Origin of the sequence: Roseivirga pacifica, assembly GCF_900111145.1 — a bacterium.
GTDB lineage: Bacteria > Bacteroidota > Bacteroidia > Cytophagales > Cyclobacteriaceae > Roseivirga > Roseivirga pacifica.
The window spans coordinates 226,341-243,085 of sequence record NZ_FOIR01000004.1; the positions used below are offsets into that span (position 1 = coordinate 226,341).

The 16,745-nt window shown below is 42.0% G+C and carries 16 protein-coding genes; 9 read left to right on the top strand and 7 right to left on the bottom strand.

Annotated elements, in window-relative coordinates; genetic code table 11:
* Positions 1 to 5: 5 nt before the first annotated feature.
* Complete coding sequence (locus BMW98_RS18075; RefSeq protein WP_090260522.1) at positions 6 to 980, bottom strand: deoxyhypusine synthase family protein; 975 nt, start codon at positions 978 to 980, stop codon at positions 6 to 8.
* A gap of 175 nt (positions 981 to 1,155) precedes the next feature.
* Between BMW98_RS18075 and BMW98_RS18080 the strand changes: the two genes are divergently transcribed.
* The gene (locus tag BMW98_RS18080) at positions 1,156 to 2,541 is read left to right on the top strand and encodes a type III PLP-dependent enzyme domain-containing protein (RefSeq protein ID WP_090260524.1); all 1,386 of its coding nucleotides are present in this window, start codon (positions 1,156 to 1,158) and stop codon (positions 2,539 to 2,541) included.
* A gap of 310 nt (positions 2,542 to 2,851) precedes the next feature.
* Positions 2,852 to 4,450, top strand: a complete 1,599-nt coding sequence (locus BMW98_RS18085; RefSeq protein WP_162844616.1) for a sensor histidine kinase — start codon at positions 2,852 to 2,854, stop codon at positions 4,448 to 4,450.
* A gap of 53 nt (positions 4,451 to 4,503) precedes the next feature.
* Here BMW98_RS18085 and arsC read toward each other — a convergent pair whose 3' ends face one another.
* On the bottom strand, positions 4,504 to 4,848 hold the full coding sequence (gene arsC, locus BMW98_RS18090; protein ID WP_090260527.1) for an arsenate reductase (glutaredoxin): 345 nt from the start codon (positions 4,846 to 4,848) through the stop codon (positions 4,504 to 4,506).
* Positions 4,849 to 4,918: 70 nt separating this feature from the next.
* Between arsC and BMW98_RS18095 the strand changes: the two genes are divergently transcribed.
* The 4 genes from BMW98_RS18095 to BMW98_RS18110 all read left to right on the top strand — a co-directional run bounded on the left by BMW98_RS18095 (position 4,919) and on the right by BMW98_RS18110 (position 7,772).
* On the top strand, positions 4,919 to 5,818 hold the full coding sequence (locus BMW98_RS18095) for an aldo/keto reductase (RefSeq protein ID WP_090260529.1): 900 nt from the start codon (positions 4,919 to 4,921) through the stop codon (positions 5,816 to 5,818).
* Between the two features lie 66 nt (positions 5,819 to 5,884).
* Positions 5,885 to 6,415 (top strand): YfiT family bacillithiol transferase, encoded by a 531-nt coding sequence (locus BMW98_RS18100; RefSeq protein ID WP_090260531.1) that lies wholly within the window; start codon positions 5,885 to 5,887, stop codon positions 6,413 to 6,415.
* Positions 6,416 to 6,478: 63 nt separating this feature from the next.
* Entirely contained in the window at positions 6,479 to 6,856 is a 378-nt protein-coding gene (locus BMW98_RS18105) for a VOC family protein (protein ID WP_090260532.1), read from the top strand.
* 109 nt (positions 6,857 to 6,965) lie between these two features.
* Positions 6,966 to 7,772: an SUMF1/EgtB/PvdO family nonheme iron enzyme gene (locus BMW98_RS18110; RefSeq protein ID WP_090260534.1), complete on the top strand. Its 807-nt coding sequence runs from the start codon at positions 6,966 to 6,968 to the stop codon at positions 7,770 to 7,772.
* Here the strand turns inward: BMW98_RS18110 and BMW98_RS18115 are convergent.
* Positions 7,769 to 8,899, bottom strand: a complete 1,131-nt coding sequence (locus BMW98_RS18115; RefSeq protein ID WP_090260536.1) for a DUF819 family protein — start codon at positions 8,897 to 8,899, stop codon at positions 7,769 to 7,771. The genes BMW98_RS18110 and BMW98_RS18115 overlap by 4 nt on opposite strands.
* A gap of 45 nt (positions 8,900 to 8,944) precedes the next feature.
* Between BMW98_RS18115 and hxpB the strand changes: the two genes are divergently transcribed.
* Positions 8,945 to 9,628, top strand: coding sequence for a hexitol phosphatase HxpB (gene hxpB, locus BMW98_RS18120; protein WP_262501616.1), 684 nt, complete (start codon positions 8,945 to 8,947; stop codon positions 9,626 to 9,628).
* Between the two features lie 137 nt (positions 9,629 to 9,765).
* Positions 9,766 to 10,824 carry a fatty acid desaturase gene (locus tag BMW98_RS18125; RefSeq protein WP_090260540.1) on the top strand — a complete coding sequence of 353 codons (1,059 nt, stop codon included), beginning with the start codon at positions 9,766 to 9,768 and terminating at the stop codon, positions 10,822 to 10,824.
* A gap of 36 nt (positions 10,825 to 10,860) precedes the next feature.
* On the opposite strand, the gene BMW98_RS18130 is transcribed toward BMW98_RS18125, so the two are convergent.
* The gene (locus BMW98_RS18130) at positions 10,861 to 13,260 is read right to left on the bottom strand and encodes an ABC transporter permease (protein WP_090260542.1); all 2,400 of its coding nucleotides are present in this window, start codon (positions 13,258 to 13,260) and stop codon (positions 10,861 to 10,863) included.
* Between the two features lie 123 nt (positions 13,261 to 13,383).
* Here BMW98_RS18130 and BMW98_RS18135 point away from each other — a divergent pair, with 123 nt between their 5' ends.
* Positions 13,384 to 14,640: a glycosyltransferase gene (locus BMW98_RS18135; protein ID WP_139177676.1), complete on the top strand. Its 1,257-nt coding sequence runs from the start codon at positions 13,384 to 13,386 to the stop codon at positions 14,638 to 14,640.
* Here BMW98_RS18135 and BMW98_RS18140 read toward each other — a convergent pair.
* From BMW98_RS18140 to BMW98_RS18150, 3 genes are read right to left on the bottom strand one after another with little or no spacing between them, the layout of a single operon-like run.
* A complete protein-coding gene (locus BMW98_RS18140) occupies positions 14,637 to 15,461 on the bottom strand; it encodes a patatin-like phospholipase family protein (protein ID WP_090260546.1) in 825 nt (274 codons plus the stop codon). The genes BMW98_RS18135 and BMW98_RS18140 overlap by 4 nt on opposite strands.
* A gap of 58 nt (positions 15,462 to 15,519) precedes the next feature.
* A complete protein-coding gene (locus BMW98_RS18145; protein ID WP_090260548.1) occupies positions 15,520 to 16,101 on the bottom strand; it encodes a hypothetical protein in 582 nt (193 codons plus the stop codon).
* A gap of 1 nt (position 16,102) precedes the next feature.
* Positions 16,103 to 16,600 (bottom strand): RNA polymerase sigma factor, encoded by a 498-nt coding sequence (locus BMW98_RS18150; protein ID WP_090260550.1) that lies wholly within the window; start codon positions 16,598 to 16,600, stop codon positions 16,103 to 16,105.
* Positions 16,601 to 16,745: the final 145 nt, after the last annotated feature.

Sequence of the window (16,745 nt, forward strand, 5' to 3'; positions counted from 1 at the left end):
TAGTTCTACTTACCCAAAATGTAGGCGAACATTAAAGGTGCTACAATGGTAGCGTCCGACTCTACAATGTATTTAGGCGTATCGATATCGAGTTTACCCCAAGTGATCTTCTCATTTGGCACTGCGCCAGAATAAGAACCGTAGCTGGTGGTGGAATCGGATATCTGACAGAAGTAGCTCCAGAAAGGGATGTCGTGCATTTCCAAATCTTGGTACATCATTGGCACCACACATATTGGAAAATCGCCCGCAATACCTCCACCAATTTGGAAGAAACCTACGCCTTTGCCCGCTGAATTGGCCTTGTACCAGTCGGCCAGAAAGGTCATATATTCTATGCCTGATTTCATGGTCGATGGCCTCAATTCACCTTTTATGCAATAAGAAGCGAAGATGTTACCCATGGTAGAGTCTTCCCAACCCGGTACTACTATCGGCAGGTTCTTTTCGGCTGCCGCCAGCATCCAGCTGTTTTTAGGGTCAATCTCGTAGTATTGTTCTAAATCTCCTGAAAGGAGCATTTTGTACATATATTCATGCGGGAAGAAACGCTCGCCTGCATCTTCAGCATCTTTCCATTGCTGAAAAATATGCTTTTGCAATCTGCGGAATGCTTCTTCTTCAGGAATACAGGTATCAGTTACCCTGTTCAATCCCCGCTCGAGCAAGTCCCACTCTTGTTTAGGAGTAAGGTCTCTATAATTTGGTACACGCTCGTAATGAGAGTGCGCCACAAGGTTCATGATGTCTTCCTCGAGGTTTGCGCCCGTACAGGAAATGAAATCCACCTTATCGGCACGAATCATTTCGGCCAGGCTTATGCCCAGCTCGGCAGTACTCATGGCGCCAGCCAAAGTGACCATCATTTTACCATTAGCTGCAAGGTGTGCCTTGTAGCCTTTTGCTGCATCAACCAATGCCGCTGCATTGAAGTGCAAATAGTTTTGTTCTATAAAATCTGAAATCGGAGTGTTAGACATACCGATAAATTTAGGGTGTTTTTACTAAGGCGTAAAATTGGCAAAATCTTAGGATTTATTAACGTATTGCCCATGTTATTTAGCCTTTGCAGAAATGCGGGCATTATTTACCCTCATGGTAATAGCAATTCGTAAATTGTTTTCATATTTGTGGTCTTAGATTTAATGTTTTTGAATGAAAAGTTACTTCGATCTGATCGATCAGACGTTTGAGTTCCCTACGGAAGAGTTTAAGGTAAACGGTAAATACCTTGAGTTCCACGGAGTGCCTTTAAAAAAAGTATTAGACAAATACGGCACCCCTTTAAGAATCACCTACTTACCTAAAATTTCGCAAAACATTCAAAATGCGAAAAAGTGGTTTGCCGATGCCATAAAAAAGCACGACTATAACGGAACTTACACCTACTGTTACTGCACCAAATCTTCTCACTTTGAATTTGTATTGGACAAAGTGATTGAAAACAATTGCCAGATAGAAACATCTTCTGCTTTCGACATACAGATTGTGAGAAGTTTGTATGAAAAAGGCAAAATTAGTAAAGACACTTTGGTAGTGTGTAACGGGTTTAAACGCCCACTTTACACCGAGTACATTAATGGAATGATCAATGATGGTTTCGACAACCTGATTCCTATTCTTGATAATTTGAATGAACTCGACCAGTACAAAGCCGCCATCGACAAAGACTTTAAGGTAGGCATTCGCGTAGCAGCCGATGAAGAACCAAACTTTGAGTTTTATACATCAAGATTAGGTATTCGCTACAGCGACATTATATCGTACTACAAAGAACACATTCAGGGCACAAAGGCGAAGCTGAAAATGCTTCACTTCTTTATTAATACAGGCATTCGAGACACCGCCTATTATTGGAGTGAATTGAGCCGCTTTATGTATCAATACTGCGAATTAAAGAAGATTTGCCCTGAGCTAGACACGGTTGATATTGGCGGTGGTTTTCCAATAAAAACTTCTTTAACATTTGAGTACGACTATGCCTACATGGTTGACCAAATTGTTGAAAACATTAAATGGATTTGTAACAAAAACAATGTACCTGTTCCGAACTTGATTACTGAGTTTGGTTCGTTTACAGTAGGCGAAAGCGGTGCTTTCTTCTACTCTATTTTGGACCAAAAGCAGCAAAACGACAAAGAGCTTTGGTACATGATTGATGGTTCTTTCATTACGCATCTGCCAGATGCTTGGGGACTAAATCAAAAATATATTTTACTTGCCATTAGCAAGTGGGATCACCCTTTCCATAGAGTAAACCTTGGTGGGCTTACCTGCGACAGTATGGACTATTATAATTCAGAGGCACATAGCTCTGAAGTGTTCTTGCCATACATTGAAGAGGACGAAAAGCTTTATGTTGGCTTCTTCCACACAGGAGCGTACCAAGAGTCGCTTGGTGGTTATGGAGGCATTCAGCACTGCTTGATTCCGGCTCCTAAGCACTTATTAATCGACAGAGACGAAAATGGTAAACTGTCTTACGAGGTGTTTGCTGAAGAGCAAACTCACGATCATATGCTTAAAATATTAGGATATTAAGCCAGTTGATAGACTGGTGACTAATCAGTTTTTATTGACGGAAAAGAAGAATCCCAAGCCTGTAGGTTTGGGATTCTTCTTTTAAGACCATTCAATTCTGGTATAAAAGAATCGCTTCGAGCTAAAAGCAGAGGACTATCACGTTTTAACAAATTAATAAGCCTATTTCTCCTAAACCATCATAGGTATTTATAGAAGCCACAGAAAGTACAAAACCATTAATTTTTCAACTGATAAAACGAGCGCATTCAATTAAAAAAACACTATTTTAATGTCCCTTTTTTTAATCAACCGAGTTTTATCAGGGTTTATGAGTTTAGGTAATAGCAAAAATCAATTAGCCAACTATTTGGCTTATTCTACAATCGGCTTTACCATAGCCCCAATCATCCTTCTGCTTTTGGGAGTCAATTTTGGTTCACAAACTCACCTAGCCAATTTCAACAACCTATCAACTGCCGACTCTGCAAATTTATTAGAGGCACTAGCGGGTGCATTTGTCCATTTGTTGCTAGAGTGGTCATCAGTCACCATTGCGGCAGTTACGGCAGTGTTAGCTTTTGCACAGTACCGCATTACCAAAAATGCGGCAACTGCCATTATTGGGGTAGCGCTGCTATGCACAGGTGGAATTGATGCCTTTCATGCCTTGGCTGCTACAAAACTCACCCATTCAGTAAACGATAATTCCAATTTCATTCCTTTCACGTGGGCTTTCTCACGAATGTTCAATGCACTTATTCTATTGGCAGGTGTAAGTGTATTCATTTTTGGAATACACAAAAAGCTAGACAGAGCAGCTCAAGATCGGTTTGTGATATTTACGAGCCTCATTTTCTTAATCATTTCGTACACCGTTGTTCGATTTTGTGCTGTTAGCAACAATCTACCTAATACACAGTTTCCCGATCAGTGGATCACAAGGCCTTATGACGTTATTCCACTCATTCTATTTATAGTTCTCGGACTTTGGGCGTTTCCGCGTTTTCGGAGAACAGAAAACAACATTTTTAGCTATGCCCTACTTTGGAGCATGGTGCCAGCTTTGGCAACCCAATTACACATGGCCTTTGGGTCTACTGAACTTTACGACCCTCATTTCAACATAGGGCATTACCTAAAAACCATATCCTATATTGTTCCATTTGTGGGCATTACAATCGACTACTTCATCACCTACAAAGAACAAAAGACAAAGCTAACTGAGCTTAAAAAAGCCCACCATCAGCTTGAGATTCAAAACAAAGAGCTGAGTCAAATAGCATACATAACCTCGCACGATTTGCAAGAACCCCTGCGCTCGTTAATGAGCATGTGCGACATTTTTGAACAAGAATATAAAGGCAAGCTAGAACCCGAGGCCGAGCAGTTGCTCGATTACATTATGCAGGCAAGCCAGCGCATGAGTCTGCTGGTAAGAGACATTATGGATTACAATCGCCTTGGCAAAGATCAGGTACTTTCAACTATAGACTGCCACCAATTGCTGAATACCATTCAGCAAGACCTATCAACCCAGATAAAAGAACATAGGGCAGTAATAAAAACGACAGACATCCCTTTACAAGTAAAAGGCTATAAAACAGAGCTGAGGTTGCTCTTTCAGAATTTAATAGGCAATGCCATAAAGTTCAAAAGGCCAGACACCCCACCACATATTGTGATTGAGTGCACACAAACAGCTAAGCATTGGCAGTTTTCTGTTAAAGACAATGGCATTGGCTTAGCTTCAAAGCACTATCAAAAGATTTTCTTGATGTTTCAGCGCTTGCACAAAAAAGATGCATATGAAGGCACCGGCATAGGCCTAGCCCACTGCAAAAAAATTGTAAACATGCACGGAGGAGAAATTTGGGTTGATTCCGAAATAGGCGCGGGCGCTACCTTCTACTTTACCATACCCAAATAAATTCATCTAGCATAGGCTATTACGGAGCATCTAAAAAATGTGACCAGTAAAAACTATGCTAAAAGTGTTTTCACGCTTTCTGGCGGTCGGCCAATCACAGCTTTTTCGCCATCGGTAACTATCGGGCGCTCAATCAATTTTGGGTTTTCCACCATAGCCTTAATCCATTCGTCATCGGTAAGTGTTTTACCCTTAAATTGTTCCTTATATATAGCCTCCCCTTTTCTCAATAGTTGCTCAGGCTTTATACCAAGCATTTCAATTAGCTTTTCCAGCTCTTCCTTAGAAGGCACCTCCTTTAGGTATTCAATCACTTCTAACATTTCGCCACTTTCTTCTAAAATCTGAAGTGTTTCTCTACTTTTTCGGCACCTTGGGTTATGAAAGATTGTTAGCATATCTACAAAAAATTAAAAGGGTTTAGTATTCTGAATTCTTATTTCAATTTTAGCAAATAAATCAAGAATAATGGAGCAAATAAAATTAAGCAACGAAGTATCCATTTCAAGATTGGTGCATGGTGTTTGGCGAATGACTGAATGGAACATGCAACCAAAGGATACTGTGCAGTTGGTAGAACAGTGCCTGGAATTGGGCATCGATACATTTGACCATGCCGATATATATGGCGACTATCAGTGCGAAAAAATGTTTGGAAAGGCCATGGAATTGGCACCTGAACTGAACGATAAAATTAAAATTGTTACCAAATGCGGTATTCAATTAGTTAGTCAAAAACGACCAAAAAACTACATAAAGCACTACGACACTAGCTTTGAACACATTGTATGGTCTGCGGAAAACTCGCTTAAAATGCTTAAGCGCAGCAATGTAGATGTATTGCTCATTCACAGACCAGATCCATACATTAATCCAGAAGAAGTCGCCAAAGCTTTTAACAAGCTAAAGGAAGAAGGTAAGGTAAAAGCTTTTGGTGTTTCTAACTTTTTGCCTGCCCAATTCAAGGCATTGCAAGCGCATTTAGACTTTCCATTGGTAACCAATCAAATTGAGGTTTCAGTTGCGGCACATCAAGAGTTTGAAAATGGTAATATCGATTTTTGCCAAGAAAATGGCCTTAGACCAATGGCTTGGTCTCCATTGGCAGGTGGCGCCATTTTTACAGCTCAAACCCATCGTTTTATAACGCTTAAGAATGTATTGCACCGCATTAGCGACCATATGGGCGTACCAATAGATCAGGTAATGTATGCTTGGTTATTGCAACACCCTGTTGGCTTAATTCCGGTAGTAGGCTCAGGAAAAATTAAGCGAATAAAGTCTGCTGTAGCTGCGCTTGACGTAAAACTTAGCCGCCAACAATGGTTCGACATATGGGTAGCCTCTCGAGGTGAAGGTGTAGCCTAATAAATCATAGAAAAATGGGAGCTAGTCGGTTCCCATTTTTTATTTAACAATCTTCAAATCATTAAAATGAAAACTTCGCTTAGTTACCCAATTGGCAAATTCGAAACCTTAAAGCCCATTAACAAAGACCAAATTGCTCAATGGATTGAAGAGATCGCCACGCTTCCCCAAAGAATGAAGGAGGCCGTTGCTGGCCTTTCAACCGAACAACTAGACACCCCATACCGCCCCGAGGGCTGGACGATCAGGCAAGTGATTCATCATGTGCCAGACAGCCACATGAACAGCTATATTCGCTTTTGCTGGACACTCACCGAAGATCAACCCACCATTAAAGCCTACAACGAACAAGCTTGGGCAACACTACCCTTTCAAAGCACGCTGCCTATTTCGGCTTCGCTAGACCTTTTGGAGCAAATACACATGCGCTGGGTACACTTACTCAAATCATTAAACCAATCCGATTTAGACAAAGCCTACATTCACCCTGATGATGGAAAAACCAATAAACTCGCTAAAGTCATTGGTATGTATGCTTGGCACGGAAACCACCATTTAGCGCATATTACTTCTTTAAAAGCGCGAATGAATTGGTAGTTTGGTACTTTAGTATGAAGACTTTTCGCACACTAACAGCCACATTCGAAAAACTATAAAACTATGAAAGAGCAGAAATTTGGCACCATTGGATGGATAGACTTGAGCATTCCTAATGCTGAAGAAGTAAAGGATTTTTATGCCGAAGTTGTAGGCTGGAAACCAGAACCAGTTTCAATGGGCGATTACAACGATTACAGCATGCTTGCCGATGGTGAAGCTAAAGCTGGTGTATGCCACAAAACAGGCATTAACAGCGACATTCCATCGCAATGGATGATCTATATAAATGTGGAAGACTTGGAAAAAAGCCTAGAAACGGTAAAAGCCAAAGGCGGCAAACTTTTGACTGAAATAAAAGACATGGGTGCTTACGGTCGCACTTGTTACATACAAGATCCGGGTGGGGCCACCTGTGCATTGTTCGAGCCAGCGAGCTAACTCCGCCACCAAGCAAAAGCTTAATTTTTCAGCAGAAAAGTTCAAAACAAAAGTAATTACGTAAATTGAATGGCCTTGTGTGGTGTGAGGCAATTCAAATTGGCTGGCTATGTACCTATGGACTTTTGTAGGTGTGTTATTTTCTGTACTATTCACTAAAAATAGCACACCAAAACCCGACTTCTTTAATCAGGACGAACAATATTTATGCGCCCGAAACACTTTGGCATTAAACAACAGACTCTGCTTAGAAATTACAGAGACCCCCGCCTATTTATACAAAGAGTTTCTTGCGAGCATAGCCAATGAACAAGGAAAAACATCGGCAGCCTTTATCGAAAATGAACCAAACTTTGGGGTTTGGACAAATGCATTTCCAAAACTTTCGGCAGAAGAACTCGCGAGCCTGTTTTACGCTTCTGATGAGTTGGCACTAATGCCAATTGTGGGGATTACACGCCAACAAGCCGAAGCATTTTGTGAGTGGCGCACCAAAACCTTTAAGAAAGAATTGGAAGGCATGAGCAAAAGAGAGAGGGCGCGCTTTCCCAGAGACTTTGTATTCCGTTTACCAAGTGCCAAAGAGTGGGGCATAATGCGTTTTAAAGGACAACCAAATCAGGTACTGGATCAAATAGAAGACCTAGCTAATCAGAATTCTAAATCCTTTAAACTGAACAGAAGCAAAACGCTTAAAAATTCAAAAACACTTACCGATATATACGACACCCCAAAAGAGCAGATTGGCTACTACAACGTGTTTAACAATGTAGCAGAAATGACTTATTTAGAAGGAATTGCCGTAGGTGGTGGATGGAATTTACCTACACCAAACACTAGCTACACCAAAGAATTCAGCTACGAGAAAGCTGAAGCATGGCTTGGTATTCGATGCATATTTGAAATACTGGATTAAACCAACCCGGCAACCAAAAAGCCGAGATAAGTACCAAGGCCAGTACCGAGCGAACCTGCCAAAATTGAAGGAAGCAACAGATCACTTCGTTTAAAACTTTTCGCCAAAGCCAAAGCCGTACTTGCTCCACCAATATTGGCCTGCGAAGCAATGGCAATTATGGACCAATCGGTACGGAACAGCCAACCGCAAGTCACCAAAAACAAGCCATGCACTAATACTATCGCAACTGTAAAAAGCAAAATATTGAAGGCATGTTCGCCTACCTCTACCAGAGCCGTTACCTCGCAAAATGCTCCCACAACAACCAAAAAGAGATACACCGAAAACATACCCAGCATTTTTGCCCCAGGAATTTGCTGAACAAGCCTCCATTGAGCCAAAACCAAAGCTATAGTTGTTAGTATGAGCACTGACGGAATATCCGAAATGGCAGCTAGCTTATCCGAAACAAACATGGCTGCTAGACCAATAAAGAGCATCAGCCCTAAGCGTAGCGGTCCTACGTGCTCTCTTTCGGTATGGGCATCAATCTTATCTCCATCCTTCATCTGCAATACCGGATTCGATCTGAACTTCATCATAAAGACAGGCAGGCTCAGAGTAACCAACATCCAAACAGCGGTTACAATATTATCGGCCACTACAATTCCAGTGTAAATAGCTCCTTCCCTCACAATATCATAGTGCAGAGCCACGGCATTAAAATTCGCACTTCCACCAGTATAAGTTCCCGTCATCATGCCGGCAATGGCTGCGTAGTGCGCACCAAAAACTGTCTTGTAATCAATTAATTGTAACGCTACAATCACACCCAGCGTGGTGCCAGCTGCGCCAAGTACAAAAGCCACAAGCATGGGCATACCGGCCTTTTTCAGCTGCTTTAAATTCACCCCAAGAAGCAAGTAGAAAATGCTGGCGGGTGCCACATAACTAAAGATGGCGCTGTAAACCGGGCTAGCATTGGAAGCCGAAGGAATAAGTCCAAAGTTGGCCAAAACAGCACCTAGTATTATCACCAAAAGTGGCCCACTGATATGCCTTAAAAAAGTGTGCTTAGTCAACCACTCGCTTATAAAAATCAAGCCGCATAAAACCGTCAGAATGTAGATGGGTTCCTGAATCATAAACCTTGAAGATAAGCTTTATTTTGACATTGGGAATGAAGAATAGTGCAGTTGGCTTGCTTAGAACCTCCCTTTCTATCAATTTCGAGCCCAATGAAAGCGGTGATCTTTGATATGGATGGTGTGCTGATTGACTCTGAACCACTTTGGAAAAGAGCCGAAGCAGAGGTGTTTGGAGGTCTGGGGGTTACACTTTCGGAAGACCTCACAGGGCAAACTGCCAGCATGACCACCAAAGCCGTAACCGAGTTTTGGTTTAACCTCAGCCCATGGCAAGGGCCATCGCTACAAGCGGCAGAACAAGCCGTAATCCATCGGGTTGAAGAACTCATTGTGTCAGAAGGCCGAGCAATAGATGGTGTAATTGAAGTGCTAGATTTTTTTAAAGAAAAAGACCTTAAAATTGGCTTAGCCACTAACTCCCCCGCTTACCTTATACCCGCTATCTTAAATCAGGTTGGTGTTACTAAATACTTCGACATCACAATTTCTGCTGAAGATGAAAAGCAAGGCAAGCCACACCCTGCTGTTTACCTTACTGCTGCCAAAAAACTGCAAGTAGCACCTGCAGACTGTCTGGTAATTGAAGATTCCGTTTCGGGGCTAAAAGCCGCACAAAGTGCCGGCATGAAAACTGTTTGGCTAAATATTCATGGCCTAAAAACCGAACATTTGCAGCCCGATGTGGAGATTAGTAGCTTTTCGGAACTGCAAATAAAACTGACCTAGTTAAGCACCACTCATAACGCAAAAAGCACTTATTACAATTATTTGCTCCATTTAGCCTCGGTGTTGCGTAAATTTACAGCTGCGAAACGAATTTTCGCTCACCTATGTTGAAAAGCGAAAGCTGAAGGAGTACCTGAATGAATACCAAAGAGAATACAAGAGTAGAAAAAATATCGTTGGCGAAGGAGCGCATTCACTCGCTTAAAAAGTATGCGCAAGAGCATAAAGCCAAAGCCACCATTCAAATCATTAATTCATTTTTGCCATTTATTGGCCTGTGGATCTTAATGTACATTAGCCTGGATTACAGCTATTGGATAACACTTGGGCTAGGCGTTATCAACGCTTTCTTTTTGGTAAGAATCTTCATTATTCAGCACGACTGCGGCCACCAATCGTTTTTGCGTAACAGAAAAGCCCAAAAAGTAATTGGCTACATCTGCAGTTACTTTTCAACCATTCCATTTAATTATTGGTCCAAATCGCACAATGTGCATCACAAACACAATGGCCAATTAGAGATTAGGGACATAGGTGATGTGACCACCAAGACTGTGGCCGAATTTGAGCAAATGACCCGATTTGAGCGCTTCAAGTACCGCCTGTACCGTTCTCCAATCGTTATGTTCTTTATTGGCCCGGTTTATTATGTATTCATTCACAACCGTATTGCCATGATTAAGCTACCAAGCTTTCAAAAGGCAAAAAAATGGTTGGTGCTTAACAACTTTGTACTGCTCGCCATATTCTTGCTTTTAGGTTTTCTACTTGGCTGGCAAAAATTCTTACTGGTTCACCTTACCATTTTGGTGTTGTTTTCAATCATCGCCATTTGGTTCTTTTATGTGCAGCATCAGCACGAAAACAGTTACAAGCAATGGAAAAAGAACTGGGATTATGTGACTTCAGCCCTAAAAGGCAGCACATACTATAAGGTGCCACGCGTTTTCAATTGGTTAACAGGCAACATCGGTATTCACCATGTTCACCACCTTAATCCGTTTATTCCTAATTACAATTTGAAAAAGTGCATTAAGGAAAACCCTTGGTTGAACCAGTTTACCACAACCATCAACTTTTGGCAAAGCCTTTCACTAATGCGTAACAAATTGTGGGACGAAGCCGAGCAACGCATGATCAGCTTTAGCGAGTACTATCGCATGAAGAAGCTGAAGCCCGTTAAGGTGCGCTCATAAAATCCAGTTTACAGACTTAGATTATGGAGTAGACTTCTACTCCTCCCTTAAAGCCTCCACGGGGTTTCGTACCGCAGCACGGTAAGTTCTGTACCCAACGGTGAGTCCGGCTACAAGCAACATCAGCACCAAGGCAATTACAAAGGTGAAGATATTGATGGAAATGTGGTAGGCGAAATCGTTTAGCCAGCCATTCATTACATAGTACGCAATGGGTGAGGCAATTAGAAAGGCTACGAGTAATAGCAAGGCAAAATCTTTGGACAAAAGCGCCAATATACGCCCAACCGAAGCCCCAAGCACCTTGCGCACGCCAACTTCTTTAATGCGATGTTGCACCTTATGGGCAGCCAAACCGTAAAGCCCTAAGCAAGCAATTACTATGGCCAAAGCAGTAAACCAATTAGCCAATTCGGCCGTTCTGGTTTCCGTTTGGTAGGCCCTATCAAATACATCATCGAAGTAGTTATAATCAAAAGGATATTTAGGGTTGAAGCTTAAGTACTTGGCTTCAATTGCCTTGAGCGTTCTGTCCAGATCGCCCTCAATTTTCACAGAAATTCTCGACTGTTCATCGTTAAAGAAAATTTGGCTTGGCTCAATAGCAAGATGTACCGAATGCTGATGAAAGTCCTTTAACACTCCCACAACTCTACCGGTGTCGCCATACCAAGTGCGTACCATTTCCTTGCCAATCGGGTCGTCCCAGCCAATGGCTTTGGCAGCGGCTTCGTTAATCAAAATTCCTTTCTTGTCAGCAGCAATATTAGGGTCGAAATTCCTTCCTGCCACCAACTCTAATCCATAAAGATCTACATAATTATAGTCTGCCGTATTCACATAAATACGTACTCTTTCGCCATCTTCTGGCATGCCAGGCCACCTAGCCGATGTGCTGGAAGAGATATTGTTTGGCAGGGAATTAGAAGCAGCCACGGAAACCACCCCAGGAATAGTTTTGATTTCATCTTTAAAAGCGCCAATCTGATCTCTCAAGCCTTGGTCGCGAACAGAAAAGATCACAATCTGATCTCTATCGAAACCAACATCCATGGTTTGAATGTAGCTAAGCTGTCGAGAAAGTACAGTTGCACCCAAAATGAGTATCCCCGAAATAGTGAACTGAAATATCACTAGGGCATTTCGGAACATTGCATTGCTTTTGCTTACCGTTCCTTTTCCTTTTAAAGAAGCTATTGGCTTAAATCTAGCCAAAAGTACAGCAGGGTATATACCGGCCAGCAATGTCATGCTTCCGCCCAAAATCAAAAGCACCAGCCAAGGCTGAACTGTGGCAAAATCGACAGCCAAAGGCTTATCAATAAATGTGGCAAAAGAAGGCAAAATGAGCAATAACGAAAATGTTGCAATAGCCAATGAAGTAAAAACTAACACGCTTGATTCGACTAAAAACTGACTAAGCAGCGATTTCTTTTGCGCTCCAATCACCTTCCTAATGCCTATCTCTTTGGTTTTATTTATTACCCTAGCAGTTGCTAGGTTTACATAGTTTACGCCCGCAATAATCAGAATCATAAAGGCAATCCCCAAGTAGATCAGCAAGTTCTGCTTGTTAGCACTTGGCGCTATATCAAAGTTCACATTGCTTGTAAAATGCATATCGGCCAAAGGCTGAATAATGTAGTTCGATTCTTGTCCGTCCTCATCAATTGGATCATCGGCATATTTGGCACGAATTTGCGGCATCTTTTCTTGCAAACCCTCAAAGCTATTGCCGGTCGCCAACAGGCCAAAAGCATAGTAAGAGCTGTTGTTCCAGCTCTGCGAATCGTCTCTGTTCAACTCCATTACCCCTTGAAAATCGGCCGCCAGCTGAATGGTGAAGTGAGAATTCTCTGGCATGTCTTCGAACACCGCAGTTACCTGCATAAAAAACTGCTTACCGCTCCACTCCTCTCCATACTTTAATGTCTGCCCAAGGGCATCAATTGTCCCGAAATACTTCATAGCAGTGGTTCGAGAAATGGCAACAGACTCTCTACCTGTTAAAGGACTATTGGGGTCTCCTTTTAAAATCTCCAAACTGAAGATTTCGAAAAAATCAGGATCCACTCCATGTAAGTTACTTTCTATAAAAAACTCATCGCCTACCTCTATCAAGGCGTTTTGCCTGCGCAATACGCGTGCGGCAGCCTCCACTTCGGGAAACTCCGCCTTCATGGCAGTGGGCAGCGGAGCAGGAACTACAGCAAACTGATCCGTTCCTTGGTACACATTACCGTCATCGCGCTTGTATACTCTAAAAATGCGATCCTTCTTTTCATGATAACCATCGTAGCTCAACTCATAGGTTACGTAGCGGGTTATAAGCATAAATACCAGCATGCCAGAAGCTAGGCCGAGGATGTTGAGCAGACTGTAAGATTTGTTTTTGCGAAGTGAACGCAGGGCGGTTTTGAGGTAATTGCGGAACATAGTTTGAGTTTTTAGTGCATAAGAGACAGTTCAACTTAAAGACTGTTGCATGGATGGTTCATTACAGTAGAAAGTTTTAATTTGAACTATCAAAAACTAGCCCTACCCTCAGAAAGAAACCTTATGAAATTTTTGCTAATAGCCCTTGGCACTCGTGGCGACATTGAGCCATTTTTAGCGGTGGGCGAAATGCTTGCTAACCGAGGACATGATGTAACCGGTGTTTTTCCGCAGCAGTTTGAACAGATAACGCTCGACTCTAGCATGGAATTTATTCCTATGACAGCCGAGTTTCTCGATATGATTGAAGGCGAAGTAGGTAAACAAGCATTAGGCGGAAAAGGCAACTTTGTTCAAAAATTCAAAGCCTATTACAAACTATACAAAGCTTCAAAAGAGATTAACAGAACCATTTTCAAACAACAGTTCGAAGCGATAGAGGCTTTGCAACCCGATAAGATCATTCACAGCATTAAAGCAACCATTCCTGTTCATTGGGGAGTAGATAGACCAGGAAAAAGCATAATACTCAGCCCCATTCCCTGTGTAGTTCACCCTATAAAGGGTCGCTCTTCAATGGCTTTTCGAGGGAAAGATTTAGGCAAGCTTCTAAACAAGTGGAGCTATAAATTCACTACTTATGCTACGGTAAAAAACCTTAGGTTTTATCTAACCAAGCTTTTGCATATTGAAGCCAATAACGACCAAAAAACGCTTAAATCAGCCATGCAAAATGAGCCGGCAATCTTTACGGTTTCGCCTAGCTTAATCAATACACAAGGTCTCCCTAAACAAGTAGCGTTTCTTGGTTATCAGGAAAGAAACAAGACTAGAACTTGGCAGCCTGACGAAGCGCTAAAACATTTTCTTGAGAAAAATCAGAAGTTCATTTTCCTGACCTTTGGTAGCATGAGCAACCCAGAACCAGTACAAAAAACCAAAGTGATGATGGATATTTTCCAGCAACTGGGCATTCCTGCAATCATCAATACTGCGGGCGGTGGCTTGATTGAACCATCAGATTATAATAAGTCTCAATTCTACTTTACCAGCAACATTCCTTACGACTGGATTTTACCAAAAACGCACGCTATCATACATCATGGTGGAAGTGGCACCACCCACCTTGGGCTAAAGTACGGCTGTGCCTCAATGATAATACCGCATATAATCGATCAGTTTTTCTGGAACAATGTGCTCTCTGATCTAGGCGTTGGTCCAAAAGGCATTAAAATCGGAAGTATTAGCCAAAGCAACCTGGAGCCACTCGTAAACTCACTTTGGACTAATATTGATTTTAAGCAAGCAGCTTCTTCCATTGCACAAAAAATGGCCAAAGAGGACTTTCAGGAAGAATTAATGCAAATACTGGAAGCCTAATACGGCATGTATTTGTGGTCTATATAGCGGAAGAAAAAACGTTCTAAAAAATGCTTTTTTAGCCTGAACTGTTTCGGATGTGCCACAAACTCATACCCAGCTTTTCGGCCTATTTCATAATATTCGCCAGTACTGCTAAAATCCAGCACACTGCCATGCGGTAGTTCAGGCTCAAGCCAATAGTCGCAATACATTTTATAGCGCTTTACGTTTTGGCGAATCACCAGGGAAAAAACTTTATCGGCCAAGGTTTTCAGACTTTCGGCCTTTTCAGGAATGGCATAATTATTTACATGCACACCTATAATTTTATCCACCTTCTCTACCAACTCATTAGCGGGCAAATTATTCAGCAAACCGCCATCTACACATTGCTTACCGTCTATTTCCGTAGCCTTAAAAAACACAGGAATAGAACATGAAGCCACTACAGCCTGATGTAAATCGCCACTGCTAATGGGCAGGTAATCGTCAGAACCCAAATCGGTGGTAACTACAGTCAAAGGTATGTTCAGCTCTTCAAATGTCTTGGGTACATACTTTTCGAGTAGCTTATACAGGCCTGTCATTTCCATTAAACCTTTTCTGTTGAAGCCCAAGCGCGCCATGCTAAACAGCGACTGACTACTGATTATTTCGAGCATTTTTCGGGGCGGCACACCAGCAGCATAAAAGGCGCCAATTACAGCGCCAATACTTGTTCCCGAAAGGGCTTTTATTTGGTCGTTATGCGGCTCCAATGCCTCGAGCACACCAATATGTAAAGCACCACGTACACCACCGCCACTCAAGGCCAAACCAAGCGTTTTGTTCTTCAACATACTACCTAAGATATAGGCTGTAGTTCGGACTGCAAAGTGGCGACTGAGTTTATTATTTTTAAACTACCTCGAGTTCCTGCAGTTTCTTTTTCATATCCAAAAGGCGTTGCTTTTGGCTAACGTAAAAAGTTTTATGCTCCCATTTTGCCAGAAAATAAACCACCACAAAAAAGGCAATCACAATAATGGTTTTAGGAATATCGGCAGTAGTACTATAAGTACTTAGCACAGTAAAGCCAGCCACAATAAAGAAAAACCACCGACCCGATTGCGACAACCGCACCTGATAGTTTGCGTGAGCAATGGCCTCTTCCAATTCACCCAAAATAGAATTATCGAAAGTATTATTCCATTTCAGTCTTTTGCTTCTGTTTACCAAAACATAAGTTGCCATGACCAACATTAACACTGCCATAATTAGCGAAGTCACCTCATACTTACCAGTAAAAACATTCACTGCCACTATGGCTAAACCCGATAAGCCCAAAGCACCTGCTAAGGCCTTTTCAGTATAGCTAGCGATATTTTTCGCCTTGTTTTTTCTCTTACTCACACGTTGCTGTAATGCGTCCTGATCAATCGCGTACATTGGCTGATTGGTCTGGTTGTCCCATATCTTTTTCATTTCTTCAAACTCCATTTTAATTCAACTTTTTCGACATTGCTGTCAGTTTTTCTTTGATCCGATTCACCTTCACGCCTACGTAGTTCTCCGAAATCCCTACAACCTCTCCTATCTCTTTATAGCTAAAACCATCAAACATCATCAGGCAAATTGAGCGATCGGTTTGCTCCAACTCATGGATTTGCTCATAAAGCCAATTCAGCCTTGAGTTATCTGCCGGGGCTTGTTGATACAGCAGCCTCGAAAACTCTTCCTTATGTTCCTCGGCAGGTCTTCGTTGTTCCTTGGTGCTCCATTTAATTGCTTGATTGAGTGCTAGCCGATAAATCCACGTGCTCACTTTACTCTCTGCCTTAAACTTTGGCACCGAACGCCATAGCTGCACCGAAATCTCCTGAAACAGGTCTTCTTGGTCTTCAGCGCTTTGAGCAAAAGATCTAATTACCTTAAAAAGGATCCCCTTGTGCTCATTTAGCCACTCTTGAAATATTTGCGATTGTTGTTCTTCGGTCATTTAAATGAATCGTCAACCAATTAGTACCTCTAGCCAAAGCATTTCTTACAAACTCCGAATATTTTTTTCAAAAAGTCTCAAAACCTTACTAAAGCGACCAGTAGCAAGCCATAACTCATTAACTGCATTTTCTTGTGTTCAAAAA

What these genes read in the sequence shown, in the direction of transcription:
- BMW98_RS18075 (WP_090260522.1), bottom strand. Translation starts at nt 980, where the DNA reads ATGTCTAACACTCCGATTTCAGATTTTATAGAACAAAACTATTTGCAC.
- BMW98_RS18080 (WP_090260524.1), top strand. Translation starts at nt 1,156, where the DNA reads ATGAAAAGTTACTTCGATCTGATCGATCAGACGTTTGAGTTCCCTACG.
- BMW98_RS18085 (WP_162844616.1), top strand. Translation starts at nt 2,852, where the DNA reads ATGAGTTTAGGTAATAGCAAAAATCAATTAGCCAACTATTTGGCTTAT.
- arsC (WP_090260527.1), bottom strand. Translation starts at nt 4,848, where the DNA reads ATGCTAACAATCTTTCATAACCCAAGGTGCCGAAAAAGTAGAGAAACA.
- BMW98_RS18095 (WP_090260529.1), top strand. Translation starts at nt 4,919, where the DNA reads ATGGAGCAAATAAAATTAAGCAACGAAGTATCCATTTCAAGATTGGTG.
- BMW98_RS18100 (WP_090260531.1), top strand. Translation starts at nt 5,885, where the DNA reads ATGAAAACTTCGCTTAGTTACCCAATTGGCAAATTCGAAACCTTAAAG.
- BMW98_RS18105 (WP_090260532.1), top strand. Translation starts at nt 6,479, where the DNA reads ATGAAAGAGCAGAAATTTGGCACCATTGGATGGATAGACTTGAGCATT.
- BMW98_RS18110 (WP_090260534.1), top strand. Translation starts at nt 6,966, where the DNA reads ATGTACCTATGGACTTTTGTAGGTGTGTTATTTTCTGTACTATTCACT.
- BMW98_RS18115 (WP_090260536.1), bottom strand. Translation starts at nt 8,899, where the DNA reads ATGATTCAGGAACCCATCTACATTCTGACGGTTTTATGCGGCTTGATT.
- BMW98_RS18125 (WP_090260540.1), top strand. Translation starts at nt 9,766, where the DNA reads ATGAATACCAAAGAGAATACAAGAGTAGAAAAAATATCGTTGGCGAAG.
- BMW98_RS18130 (WP_090260542.1), bottom strand. Translation starts at nt 13,260, where the DNA reads ATGTTCCGCAATTACCTCAAAACCGCCCTGCGTTCACTTCGCAAAAAC.
- BMW98_RS18135 (WP_139177676.1), top strand. Translation starts at nt 13,384, where the DNA reads ATGAAATTTTTGCTAATAGCCCTTGGCACTCGTGGCGACATTGAGCCA.
- BMW98_RS18140 (WP_090260546.1), bottom strand. Translation starts at nt 15,461, where the DNA reads ATGTTGAAGAACAAAACGCTTGGTTTGGCCTTGAGTGGCGGTGGTGTA.
- BMW98_RS18145 (WP_090260548.1), bottom strand. Translation starts at nt 16,101, where the DNA reads ATGGAGTTTGAAGAAATGAAAAAGATATGGGACAACCAGACCAATCAG.
- BMW98_RS18150 (WP_090260550.1), bottom strand. Translation starts at nt 16,600, where the DNA reads ATGACCGAAGAACAACAATCGCAAATATTTCAAGAGTGGCTAAATGAG.